The 13050-nt window shown below is 40.5% G+C and carries 12 protein-coding genes; 8 read left to right on the forward strand and 4 right to left on the reverse strand.

Features of this window, described 5'->3' with window-relative positions:
* Nucleotides 1-8: 8 nt before the first annotated feature.
* On the reverse strand, nt 9-767 hold the full coding sequence (gene aiiA / locus MKY75_RS02925) for a quorum-quenching N-acyl homoserine lactonase AiiA (protein ID WP_029515914.1): 759 nt from the start codon (nt 765-767) through the stop codon (nt 9-11).
* Between the two features lie 1095 nt (nt 768-1862).
* Between aiiA and MKY75_RS02930 the strand changes: the two genes are divergently transcribed.
* The 4 genes from MKY75_RS02930 (at nt 1863) to MKY75_RS25550 (ending at nt 5219) form a co-directional block, all read left to right on the forward strand.
* On the forward strand, nt 1863-3020 hold the full coding sequence (locus tag MKY75_RS02930) for a serine hydrolase domain-containing protein (RefSeq protein WP_069010911.1): 1158 nt from the start codon (nt 1863-1865) through the stop codon (nt 3018-3020).
* An 81-nt stretch (nt 3021-3101) separates the two neighbouring features.
* Nucleotides 3102-4436: an erythromycin esterase family protein gene (locus MKY75_RS02935; RefSeq protein WP_069010912.1), complete on the forward strand. Its 1335-nt coding sequence runs from the start codon at nt 3102-3104 to the stop codon at nt 4434-4436.
* A 324-nt stretch (nt 4437-4760) separates the two neighbouring features.
* Nucleotides 4761-5039, forward strand: a complete 279-nt coding sequence (locus MKY75_RS02940) for a 3'-5' exonuclease (RefSeq protein ID WP_080658578.1) — start codon at nt 4761-4763, stop codon at nt 5037-5039.
* A 6-nt stretch (nt 5040-5045) separates the two neighbouring features.
* Complete coding sequence (locus MKY75_RS25550; RefSeq protein ID WP_080658577.1) at nt 5046-5219, forward strand: DUF3970 family protein; 174 nt, start codon at nt 5046-5048, stop codon at nt 5217-5219.
* A gap of 239 nt (nt 5220-5458) precedes the next feature.
* Here the strand turns inward: MKY75_RS25550 and MKY75_RS02945 are convergent, their stop codons facing one another.
* Together MKY75_RS02945 and MKY75_RS02950 are read right to left on the reverse strand one after the other, a co-directional pair.
* On the reverse strand, nt 5459-6031 hold the full coding sequence (locus MKY75_RS02945; protein WP_340884256.1) for a DinB family protein: 573 nt from the start codon (nt 6029-6031) through the stop codon (nt 5459-5461).
* 452 nt (nt 6032-6483) lie between these two features.
* On the reverse strand, nt 6484-6645 hold the full coding sequence (locus tag MKY75_RS02950) for a hypothetical protein (protein WP_250273189.1): 162 nt from the start codon (nt 6643-6645) through the stop codon (nt 6484-6486).
* Between the two features lie 129 nt (nt 6646-6774).
* Here MKY75_RS02950 and MKY75_RS02955 point away from each other — a divergent pair, with 129 nt between their 5' ends.
* From MKY75_RS02955 to MKY75_RS02970, 4 genes are all read left to right on the forward strand, one after another.
* Nucleotides 6775-7758, forward strand: a complete 984-nt coding sequence (locus tag MKY75_RS02955; RefSeq protein ID WP_029515909.1) for a LacI family DNA-binding transcriptional regulator — start codon at nt 6775-6777, stop codon at nt 7756-7758.
* Between the two features lie 199 nt (nt 7759-7957).
* Nucleotides 7958-9193: an MFS transporter gene (locus tag MKY75_RS02960; protein ID WP_029515908.1), complete on the forward strand. Its 1236-nt coding sequence runs from the start codon at nt 7958-7960 to the stop codon at nt 9191-9193.
* 11 nt (nt 9194-9204) lie between these two features.
* Complete coding sequence (locus MKY75_RS02965; protein WP_340884257.1) at nt 9205-10686, forward strand: glycoside hydrolase family 32 protein; 1482 nt, start codon at nt 9205-9207, stop codon at nt 10684-10686.
* 627 nt (nt 10687-11313) lie between these two features.
* Nucleotides 11314-11754, forward strand: coding sequence for a MarR family winged helix-turn-helix transcriptional regulator (locus tag MKY75_RS02970; RefSeq protein WP_049816908.1), 441 nt, complete (start codon nt 11314-11316; stop codon nt 11752-11754).
* A gap of 270 nt (nt 11755-12024) precedes the next feature.
* Here MKY75_RS02970 and MKY75_RS02975 read toward each other — a convergent pair whose 3' ends face one another.
* Nucleotides 12025-12999, reverse strand: coding sequence for a bile acid:sodium symporter family protein (locus tag MKY75_RS02975; RefSeq protein ID WP_029515905.1), 975 nt, complete (start codon nt 12997-12999; stop codon nt 12025-12027).
* Nucleotides 13000-13050 lie beyond the last annotated feature (51 nt).

A 13050-nucleotide genomic window follows, 5' to 3' on the forward strand; every position in this document is an offset into this window, starting at 1 on the left:
TCTCTCCATTACAGGAAGTCAGGAAAGGTGCGGCATTTTTGCGCCTGATCTCTATCGTGTCCCAAGAAAACATAGGACGGCCGAACATCCTGAATTAACTCCTGCATGCGAGTAATCGATTTGGCAGCCATCTCTTGATCGAATGTCAAGAACGGTACGCTATTCTCGAAGTTCTCCCGAGTATAAGCAACATCAATTGTCAGTAGCACTGGACCCGACTTTTCCGTTGTGACAAGGACTGATTGATGGCCAGGGGAATGACCCGGAGTGAATAAAATTTGAACCCCCGGAATCAATTCATGGTCACCCTCAATGATTTGATATTGTAAATCGGGCAGCCTGCACTCTAATGGAGAGTAATCCTCATTGTTTATGGCCGCATCATACTCTGCCCTTTGAATAAGGATCGGCGTATTGCGGAAATGCCCGTTTCCCCCAGAATGATCCAAGTGTAAATGGGAGCTAATGACCATTTGAATATCGTCAGGTCGATAACCGACACGCTTTAACACATTTACGATCGAGTCGCCGTCAGACATGTTGGGGACGACGCGCCCTTCACGTCTAGTCCCCTTGTAGTAATCGGGATTGTTGATAAAAGCGTCGGGCATTCCCGTATCGATGAGTATCGGCCCGCTGGTCGTTTCCAATAGAAAAGACCACACAGGCATTCCGACTAATTTCCCGGGGGCAAGGGTTCGATTAACTGCCGATTGATCTAGGAAACATTCACCTACAGATAAAAAATACAATTTTTTGATATGCATCCCAGTTTCACCCTTCGTATTATAAATTCGGACAGTTTGTCCGTTTTGTTTTGATTATATCGGACAAATTGTCCGATGTCAATTTGTCATCGGCGGTTGGGCATCGGCAAAAGCCTTACACCTGCAACAATACGCCAAGCTAAAGAATGTCGCCTAGGTGGAGTGCAAAGAAACAACGGGGCTGCGTTTGTACCAAATGCTAACGAGAGCACGACAGGAGATTACTGTTGTAATCTATAAAAACAAGGATATGCTGAATGCCTGTTTGAAGATAATGGGCTTAAAATGATTGATTGTAGTCAGGAGATAACAATGTTTCGGTTCAGCCATCAATCCGGCGGTAGAGGAGAACATCCGGTTTGAAGTGTTGAGAAATGAATCGGGATTTGAAATTAAGGTTTTTGATCGATTGGTAAAGTTAGATAAAGAACCTTTTTCGACTGTAGATCAAGGGGACTGACCCCATAACGTGAGACAAATCAAAACACCTTCAAGAGAATCAAGCCATGTCGTAAGATATGGAGATAACCTTGGAGGTGTTTTTACGTTGGCAACGAGAGTGAGTTACCCCCTAGAAAAATGCAAGCGATTGAATTGAGATTGGCAAGAGTTCCGGTAAGAGAGGTTATGGAGCAACTGGGAATACGAATAAGACACAGCCAAATCACCAGCTTCACTGACAGCGACATCTGGATTGAGATATTCACTCCGAATAATATTAGGATTTTTAATAGTGTGACATTTTGACACTACTGTATGTGACAGAAAAATACTTAGAATCATAGAGGCAGTTTAACACATTAACAATAAACGAGGAGGGGAGATTTCCATTGTGTATGATAAAAAATAAAGAGGCGTGAAAGGGGAAACAGGTATGACCTATTTATGAAAAACAAACCAGTAACAAGAGTGTTTTAAGGAAAAGAAGTAATTTCTAGGGTTAACATACATGTGAAAAAAAAGGAATTTACCGTTTGTTAGGACACAATAGCGTTTGTGAAAATAATAATGAGTAAAGATAATTGCAAATCCACTCTTGTCCTAAAACAGCAAATAACTGCCGATACAATATGAATAGAGGAGAAGAATATCTTTATGAAAAAGCATTGTCAAATTGCATCTACAGGTTTAGTCCTTTTAATGGCTGGAAGTTCTCTGTTATACACAACACCAACCTCAATTGTAAAAGCGGAGTCCATTCAAAATGTATCTAGTCCGTTACAAACAAGCACTCAAAGTGAACGTAATTCCGTCAAAGAAGCAATGCGGGATACATTGCAACTTGGATATCCTGGGATACTTGCTAAAACTTCTGAGGGTGGAAAAACATGGAGTTATGCCGCTGGGTTAGCGGACCTGAGCACCAAGAAACCAATGAAAACAGATTTTCGCTTTCGCATTGGTAGTGTAACGAAGACATTCATTGCAACAGTTCTACTTCAATTATCTGAAGAGAACCGCTTGAATCTAGACGACTCCATTGAAAAATGGTTGCCTGGTGTCATTCAAGGAAACGGATATGATGGTAACCAAATTACTATCCGGCAGATATTGAATCATACAAGTGGTATCGCTGACTATGTAAATTCAAAAGACTTTGATTATACGGATACAAAAAAATCGTATACGGCTGAAGAATTCGTAAAGATGGGGATTTCTCTTCCCCCAGACTTTGCCCCAGGAAAGGGTTGGTCTTATTCAAACACAGGATACGTAATACTGGGGATCCTTATTGAAAAAGTAACTGGAAACAGCTATGCGGAAGAGGTTGAAAATCGGATTATTGAACCGCTTGATTTGTCAAATACATTCCTACCTGGCAATTCAAGCGTGATTCCAGGCACCAAGCATGCCCGTGGCTATTTCCAACTAGACGGAGCAAGTGAGCTAAAAGACGTTACTTATATTAACCCAGGTAGCTCGGATGGAGATATGATTTCTACTGCTGACGATTTAAACAAATTCTTCTCTTACTTACTCAGTGGTAAATTACTGAAGGAACAGCAACTAAAACAAATGCTTACTACAGTTCCTACAGATAGAGAAGGAACCGGATATGGTCTTGGGATCTTTGAAACTAAGCTTCCAAACGGTGTCTCGATATGGGGACACAAAGGTAGAGTTCTAGGGTTTACCACTTTTGCTGGTGGCACACTTGGAGGCAAGCATACATTGGTCGTCAATTTGAACAGCTTTAAAGCTGATAGTCCTGATCCATTTAAAAATATTTTACTTGCTGAATTTAGCAAGTAGGAAAAAAGGAAAAAAATGGTTTAAAATGGGCTCCTTAGAGCATGTCAAAAAACTAACAAGTAAGTATTTTAGGAGGGTATTATGAAAAAGAAAATGATTATTGCACTTGGTGTTTTTGCTATAATACTGACTAATTTTGTAGGAAGTACTTATGCAGACTCGAAAACAGGAGTTTCTGTTACAGCTCCCTACAATACAAATCAAATAACGGAATGGTTAGAAATGCATGCAAAGCCTTTAAAAACAACTAATCCAACTGCATCTTTTAATGATTTAAAACCACTTAAGAATATGGTAGGTTCAGCTTCAATTGTAGGTTTAGGTGAAGCTACGCATGGGGCTCATGAAGTTTTTACAATGAAACAACGCATTGTTAATTATTTAGTATCTGAAAAGGGATTCATCAACTTAGTTTTAGAAGAGGGATGGGACAGAGCTCTGGAGCTTGATCGATATGTTCTTACTGGTAAGGGAAACCCAAGCCAACATCTATCACCTGTATTTAACACAAAAGAAATGTTAGATCTACTTAGTTGGATTCGACAATATAATGCTAATCCAGAACATAAATCTAAAGTGCGTATCATTGGGATGGACATTCAATCAGTAAACGAGAATGTTTATAATAATATAATAGAATATATAAAAAGAAACAATTCAGATCTTGTGCCTAGAGTAGAAGAGAAGATAAAAGGTCTCATTCCTGTAACAAAGGATATGACTACTTTTGAGGGCCTTACAAAAGAAGAAAAAGAAAAGTATATTTCAGATGCTAAACAAATCAGTGCTTTATTAGAACAAAATAAAAGTTATCTGAACGGAAAATCCAAAGAGTTCGCATGGATAAAACAAAATGCTCGTATTATTGAACAGTTTACTACAATGTTAGGAGGAACATCCCCTGATAAACCATCGGATTTTTATTTGAAACATGATATTGCAATGTATGAAAATGCGAAGTGGACTGAAGAACATTTAGGGAAAACCATAGTTTGGGGACATAATGGACACGTTTCGAAAACAAATATGATTCCATTTATATACCCTAAAGTAGCTGGGCAGCATTTAGCAGAATATTATGGAAAACGGTATGTATCTATTGGAACATCAGTTTATAAAGGACAATATAATGTTTATAATAATGATGGTGAATTTGGCCCATATGGAATATTAAAATCAGATGATCCAAACAGTTATAATTACATTTTTGGACAGGTCAAAAAAGATCAATTTTTTATTGATTTACGTAAGGCGAACGGAGTGACAAAAACTTGGTTAAACGAACAACATCAAATTTTTGCTGGAATAACTAAAGAAGGCCCTGCTATACCAAAAACTGTTGATATATCATTAGGTAAAACGTTTGATATACTTGTTCAAATTCAAAAAGTGAGTCCATCTCAACTACATCAATAAATTTGTAATAATGTGGCTTAACGAAGTGTTGTATTGATGATAGTGTTAAGTGTCAATAGAGGTGTTTAAAAATGTCAGCTAGGTTATTCCATTAAAAGATCATTAGATGGAATAAATGTTTTCGAATTAGAGACGATGTTGGGTAGAAGCACATTATTATCAAGTTAACAAAATAAATCCGAATTGAAACAGCCTCTATCCTGCAGGTTCAATCTGACTGAGCACAACTTGCACGAGTCTGTTCATTTGTATCGGGTCTGCCCAAGGGCAGACTCTTTTTTGTACAAGAAAAAGTCCATCTTATAATCGTCAGCTTGGTTTTTTGTGAAAATAAGAGAAACAACTAGCAGCAATACAAAAAGCTCGAACCGTTCAGTTAGCCAAAGAAAATCAGAATATATCATTTTAGATGTGAAAACCACCGGTTTAGATGGCGACTCTGAGATCGTAGAGATTGCAATTATTGATCTTGACGAAAATCCTCTTTTTGAAACGTTAATCAAGCCGGTATCCCTCATTCCAGAAGAAGCGACCGCCATCCACGGAATCACAAACGAAATGGTTGAAAATGCTCCAAGCTCATCGCTAAAAGAAGAGTTGTAAAAGAGGATGCTAAAAATACGGGTTGAAGGAATACCTGAAGAGATTGATCAGTTTTTGGAGCACTTCGAGGACTACTACAGAGTGCTGAAGCGTTCAAAGGCTTATCAGAACAGAAACAGTGAATATGTTCGTGTTTATGTTGATGTAAGCAGTCCAAACGATCAGCCTCTAAAAGCTTAGAGGAAACAAATTGCGGTTTGTACCATTTTCGCTGGTATTACCCCATTTTAACGTACATATTTTTATATATTGATAAAAGAATCAAAATTACAAATGTTGGATTTCGGTATACAACTTTATTGTCCGAAGAAAATAAAGTTTTAGACTGATCCGATAAATGCAACAGCGGCAGATAAGGACGCGAAAATAAATTCCTAGACTGGCCGCTGTTGTGGTCAACATTCAACTATCGTGTCCTGTTAGCCTAATAACTCTGCAGTTTGTAAGAAAGCGTCCAGCCGCTCCTTTTGAAGAAGATGATGACGGTAATGCATCTCCACCATCGTGAACCATTCGACCGCGTTTAACGCGCCGAAGGCTACAGCCGGATGAGTCGCCTTTCGCTGCAGCCGCTCTGGGTCTATGTTCTGTAGCGACGCCCCAATCTCATGCATGCGGCGCCTTGCTTCCTCCAGCTTGGCGACAAGCTGCTCCTTGCTTTCTGGCTGTGGGGGCGTATATTGCAAGTCGGCCGGTACCTGAATGCGAACCGGTGGGAAGCTCCCTTGCTCAAACACGGCATGGCCGGCCTCCGTCTTCCCGTCGCCCTCCTCGTTGCCGCCACCGAGCGCCATGCACTGCTCCGCAAGACGGAGCTGCAAGTTCAGCGTGGAATGGGGCAAATGCAGGTACATTTGCCCAAGCGACCATTCGTTTTCGCTTGGCTTGCGACACAGTTCCGCCAGACTATACTTGTCCAGCTCCCGAACATAATGCTTCGAAATCTCGTCGAACTTTACCAAAGTATCCTTAATCCCTATGTTCTTGTTCATCAAGACCATCTCCTCGAATACTGAATTACTCTCATCATATGAGAGGGTTCAAGAAAAAAGCATATTCGTAGTTTATACCTTTAATACTTTATTTTCCAGTCTAAGACTATATTTTCTAATTACACGGGCGCAGTCGCTAGCGCGCCGATCGCAAAGCTGGACTTCATTCCGGAAGAGATGGGGAGCGCAACTGCAGTCGCGCATGCGGGCCGCGCGTCGCCAGTCTATAACTTATCTCAGTCTAGTTCTTTATTGTTTAGTCTAAAACATTATTATTCGCTAACAATTGACAATGAAGAAGTAGTATAACTTCGAGTCAATGAGTTCTCACTAATTATGAAGATGATCGTTGAATTATCATCTGACATGCATCTGAGGAAATGAGACTGCTTAGACTTTAGTTTACCATTATCATTAAAATTGAAATTGAAATGAATTTACGACAGAGCCTATTAAGCAGTGGCACGATTCGACGAAATGGTTACAGCCGCAGGCAATACGGTGTAAGCTTCTTCAGGAGGATTTTTGCTCATTTCTATGATGTAATAATCAACAAATTCGCTATCATATCCTTGTTTTTTAGCGTCTTCTTTGACCAGTTCTTCTGTCGCCAAGGAGATTCTTAGAGGGAGACAAATCTGAAGAATAATCCATAAGAATGCTCAAGCATGTTTTTTAACATTTAACCATGTTAAAATGAAAAAAATTAGAGATATGGCATGAAGAGAAGGCAGGGAGAATCAATGAAACCAAAACTTAACGATGTTGCACAATTAGCTGGAGTTTCACCGACTACGGTTTCTCGCGTACTTAATAATCGTGGCTATATCAGTCAAGAAACGAAGGATCAAGTTCATAAAGCGATGCAAGAGCTAAATTACTTTCCAAATGATGTGGCTCGGTCATTATTTAGTAAACGAACAAATCTGATTGGATTAATCATTCCAACTACAAGCAACCCATTTTTCGGAGAGCTGACTTTTCATATAGAGAATATTTGTGCGTCATTAGGCTATAAGCTGTTGCTTTGTAACAGTTTGAATCAGCTGGATAAAGAGGAATCATATGTGGATATGCTTATGCGAAATCAAGTTGACGGTATTATCGTTGGTACACACAATCGGGGTATCGTAAATTATGAACAGAAGAACATTGCCGTCATTGCGATCGATCGCTTCCTATCCGATTCAATCCCAGTTGTAGGATCGGATAATTATATGGGTGGAAAACTGGCGTCAGAACTACTTATTGAAAAAGGGTGCAAGCATATCTTACACATAAATGGCCCTGTTGAATTGGAAACACCAGCAAGCTTAAGAAGAAAAGCATATGAAGATGTGATGGAGCAGTATGGTCGAAAGGCAATTACCTATGAAGTACATGATCCCTTCCACCAACAGAATCACGACGAACCGATTAAACGCTTGCTCGATGAACATCCTGAAGTAGATGGATTGTTTGCGAGTAATGACTTGGTGGCTGCGTCTTTTATTGCTAAAGCAAGAAGAAGAGGAAAACGTGTTCCTGAAGATATTCGCGTAATTGGATATGACGGAACAGAAACAACCCGCAATCTTCTCCCTGAATTAACGACAATTCAGCAACCAATACAGGAGATTGCGAGATCTTCCATAGAGTTACTTATTAAAGAAATTGAAGGTGGATTCAGTGATGTCCCGCGAGAAACCTATCTACCAGTGAAACTGATTGAAGCTAGTACGGCTTAATACAATTTCCATAGTTTTCAGCATTGTGATAGAAGGTGGAGCTATCCTTATTAGAGTAATTGAAATCAAAGAGGAAAGCTCTTTTTCTTTCGAAAATATGTCAAGCGGTTGACATATGAAAGCGGTTGACATATAATCGATCTGTAAATACGAAAGTGCTTTCATTTACATTAAATGTTCGACTTGAGGAGCGTTCGATATGAGAAAGTCAAAGAGCATGTACTGGAAACTAAGTGCCTATTTCTTCTTTTTCTTCTTTACTTGGTCAGCAAGTTATTCATTGTTCTCCATCTGGCTAGGGCAAGAAATCAGTCTGAATGGTGCTGAAACAGGTGTTATCTTTACTGTAAACGCTATCTTTGCGCTATGTATGCAACCGCTTTATGGCTATATATCTGATAAAATCGGATTAAAGAAGCATATTTTATTTCTAATCAGTTCTTTGCTCTTATTTGTTGGTCCTTTCTATATCTTTATCTATGGGCCGTTACTTCAATACAATGTATTTCTCGGTGCCATTGCAGGTGGATTATACTTGGGTATTTCTTTTTTGGCAGGGATTGGAGCCATCGAATCTTATGTCGAGAAAGTCAGCCGAAAATATGACTTTGAATACGGGAAATCTCGTATGTGGGGCTCGCTAGGTTGGGCAGCAGCAACGTTTTTCGCTGGTCAGCTCTTTAATATCAACCCTAACATTAACTTCTGGATTGCATCAGTATCTGCTGTCGTTCTGTTTATCATTATGATGACAATTAAAGTTGAAATGACAGATTCCGAGATGGAGCGAGCAGAATCCGTTAACTTTAAGCAAATCGGCCATTTGTTTGCAAATAAGCATTTGTGGTTCTTCATTTTATATGTTCTTGGTGTTACCTGTATTTACAATGTGTATGACCAGCAGTTCCCGAATTACTTTTCATCGACGTTCTCAACGGTTGCATTAGGCAATCAAGTTTACGGTTACTTAAATTCCCTACAAGTGTTCTTGGAAGCAGGCATGATGTTCTTAGCGCCTTTCATTGTCAACAAAATTGGAGCAAAAAAGGGTCTAATATTGGCAGGGTTCTTGATGGCGTTCCGGATCATGGGTTCAGGCTTAGTTATTGGACCTTATGGAATCTCAGCTATGAAATTGATTCACGCATTGGAACTGCCAATCATGCTGATCTCCGTATTTAAGTACTTGGCTGCAAATTTCGATACGCGTCTGTCTTCGATCTTGTATCTGGTGGGATTCCAGTTTATGAGTCAGGTAGGAGCTTCGATCTTCTCGCCAATCGCCGGTATGTCTTATGACATTAGAGGTTTTGCAAATACGTACGTGATTATGGGTGTTTTCGTATTTGTCTTTACAACAATCTCAATCTTTACCTTAAAGAAAGAACCGAAAAAGCTGGATCCCAAGCCTAACAAGCATATTGAAACAGCATAGGAGGAAGAAAGATGAACACATATAATAACAATACGAAGCAAGCTGAGGAAGCATTGAAACAGGCAGAAGCGAAAATGAACAAGCGGTACCGATTAGGTTATCATATTATGGCACCAGCAAACTGGATTAACGACCCAAATGGATTAATTCAATTCAAAGGTGAATATCACGCCTTCTATCAGCATCATCCTTATGATGAGAACTGGGGCCCAATGCATTGGGGCCACGTGAAGAGTAAAGACCTTGTACATTGGGAGCATTGTCCGATTGCATTAGCGCCTGGAGATGCGTGTGACCTTGATGGTTGCTTCTCAGGAAGCGCAGTAGATAATAACGGCGAACTGACATTGATCTATACTGGTCATCACTATATTGATCAACCCAACAATATCTTTTTCCAAAATCAAAATGTGGCAGTAAGCACAGATGGCATTCATTTTATAAAACTAAGGCAGAATCCCGTAATCGCTGAACCTCCGACTGATAGCTCACAGCATTTCCGTGATCCGAAGGTATGGAAGCATGAGGATACATGGTACATGATCCTAGGTAACAGCACGAAAGAAGATCTGCCGCGTGTTATTCTATATACATCTCCTGATCTTAGGACTTGGACCTATCATGGTGTGCTTCTGCAGGGAGATAAGAATATGGGCTTCATGTGGGAGTGTCCTGATTTCTTTGAACTGAACGGTAAGCATATATTTATGTTCTCCCCACAAGGTATTGATGCGCAAGGAGATAAGTACAATAACTTGTTCCAGACGGGATATTATGTTGGCGAATATAATTATGCTAATAATGAATATAAGCATGGAGAGTTCATCGAGTTGGATAATGGTCATGACTTCTATGCAGTTCAAACTTTTCTAGATGATCAAGGTCGCCGTATTGCGATTGGTTGGATGGATATGTGGGAATCGGATATGCCGACGAAAGCAGACGGCTGGTGTGGAGCAATGACGATCCCGCGTTTAATTACGTTGGGTGACAATAATAAAGTACTGATGACTCCAGTTGAAGAAATGAAGTTACTTCGTCAAAGTAAACATGTTTTGTATCAATATGGCGCTATTTCTGGAAGTTACTTCAGGGAAGTTGAAGAAGACTTGCTTGAAGTTAAGGTAGTGTTCGACCTCACGAAGTCAAGTGCAGACCTGGTAGGCTTGAAGTTTCGTGGAACAGGTCGAGAAGAAACGGTTATCACATATTCTATTCCGGAGCAGAAACTAATGCTTAATTGTTCTAAATCAGGTAAAAAGACAGATGGAGTACGTCAAACAGCCTTCAATGCTGAGGGACAGCTGACATTGCATGTATATCTGGATCGTTCATCCATTGAAATGTTTGCGAATGAAGGGCAAGCTACGATGACAAGTCGCATCTATCCGGGTGAGAAATTGCTAGGCATAGAAATCATAACAGAGGGTGGAGAGGCGCTAGTAAATGGGCTGACATATTGGAAATTGAAAGATATATGGCAAGCTGAATAATTCAATGAAAAGATTGCAGTTCATATTATGTATACAGTAAAAGGATATGGAATCTATATATATCTTGATAGAGTGGCTGAAGGGGGGAATTCCCAAGGGACTGGTTCGAGAAGTCTTCAGGGTTCAGGCCAAGAGTTTTATTTGCAAAGTTCACCTTATTAAGTTGCTTCGAAACAAAAACAATTAAAAATAACACTAACAAGTCGACACTGGATATGCAGTGTCGTCTTTTTGAAAGGCTACATGTGAAAATTTGTTGTCTGACTTCCTTTTGCTACGATCTACGTTGTTCTTCCATTTCGTCATGATGTTGTTACCGCTCACTTGAAAATGCTATTCCTTTACATTCAACAGGTCGATTATGGTTAGATACCACCATGATTGACGTGTTCTTTTTTTGATATATTCGCTTTCTCACATTTTTAAGATTAATTGCAGCAATGTATGTACATTGGAATATAGTTACTGTCAATAAAATCGCCACTCTGAAACGAGAACCATTATGCTGCATTTGCATGCTGGTTCGGTGACGACGGATTGTAATATTCAAAATAGGGTATGGGTTTTGACCATTCCATTTAAGCTTGTTACAATAGGATAAACTTAGTGGAAATACTTTAATATAGAATGGTGTGGTCTAACTTGCAACATGAAAACGAACTTTTGGATGTATGGTTGTCTTTGTCTCACATCCATTCCACTTTAAATGATAAGTTAGAACAAGCCCTACTACAAAATTATGATTTATCTTTGAAGGAGTTTTATGTTTTGGGTTTCATATCCAATTCTGAGGAGAAAAAATTACGACTGCAGCAACTTCAAGAATTGGTGGGTTTAAGTCAGAGTGCGACATCGAGACTCATAGTTAGAATGGAAGCCAAAAACTGCGGGGCTTTAGAAAGACATACATGCGAGGATGATCGACGAGGTGTGTATACTCGGATTACGGAATTAGGTGAAAATAAATTCCAGCGTGCACTTCAAACCTTTAATCAGGTGTTACAATCAGAACTTCAGAAAGATGGAGTGAAGTCACAATTTCAAAATCTTACGCAAAAGCTGTTTTAGACTTTGCGACCTGTGTATATCGTTCTTAGTTTCCTTAGGGTAATATATGGCTTGAACGTTGTGCCACGAAAGGCTCTTTACGGGAGCTTAGTATATTACCCTACACGATCAATCGTAATGTTAAGAAGTGGAAAGTGACCATTTACATGATTGTGCATGCATATTTGAATTAGACTTTCAACCATGTACGTATAGAAACGCCCTTCCGAAACTAACTCCTCCTCATAAGGAGGAGTTTTATCATCTGGAACCACCGCTAACCCCCTTTGCTTAAGAAACAGAGGCCGTATTGCGCTTTTCCTTGGCGTTGCCGCGGTCGCGACGACTCAGCAGAAACCCGACCAGAGATGCTGTGGATTGTTGGAAAATCATCCCCAGTACAACCGGCAATGCTACCGGGGCCGGGAAATAGGTGATGGCAAGCACGGCTCCCGCGCTAATATTGCGCATGCCGCCGTTAAAGACAAGCGCCGTACGGTCTGCATTATTCCACCGCATCAGTCCTGATATCAGATAACCGATTGCATATCCAGTGGAAGCAAGGACGATTATGGATAGGCATACTCCGACAAGCTTAAGATTAAAATCGACCAGATAAGGCGCAATGACAGATCCGTTAATCATGACGACAAGAGCCATAGCCAGCTTGGAGAACGGTCCTAGCCGTGGTCCCCATACCTGCTTGATCTTCCCTTTGGTCCATTCGTTCAACACCATGCCGATTAGCGAAGGAACGACAATCATCCAGAATAGGCTCTGCATCATCGCCCAGGTATCGAGCTGCACATCCGCTCCGATCAGTAGGGACATGATGCCCGGCACGGCAAATGGGGCCAAAATCGTATCAATTAAAATGATCGCCAATGTCAGCGCTGTATTGCCTTTATAGATGTTGACCCACACGAAGCTGGAAATGCCCGTAGGGATAGCTGCACCAAGAATAAGTCCAGTAATCGTGTAAGGATCATCACTGAAGGCCAGATGTCCCAGCATCATGGCGAGAAGCGGCATGGCCAGGTGAAGAATAAACAGACAGGCGATCAGCGGACCAGGATGCTTGATCACATGGACAAAATCCTTAAACCCCATACTGATGCTGCCCGCGAAGGTCATGAATGCAAACAGCCAGGGAGAGAGTTCGGTATATTCTGACAACGGCGTACCGATTAGGACGCCAATTAGAATGCTGATTGGTGTAATTAGCGGCATAGCTGCATTTAGTCTACGATTCAACGTGAGGAGCATACAAAACTTCCTTTTTTAACCTTAAGTATAGACCTTGCACCCGTGATTCGT

Source organism: Paenibacillus sp. FSL L8-0663, assembly GCF_038008125.1.
GTDB lineage: Bacteria > Bacillota > Bacilli > Paenibacillales > Paenibacillaceae > Paenibacillus > Paenibacillus polymyxa_D.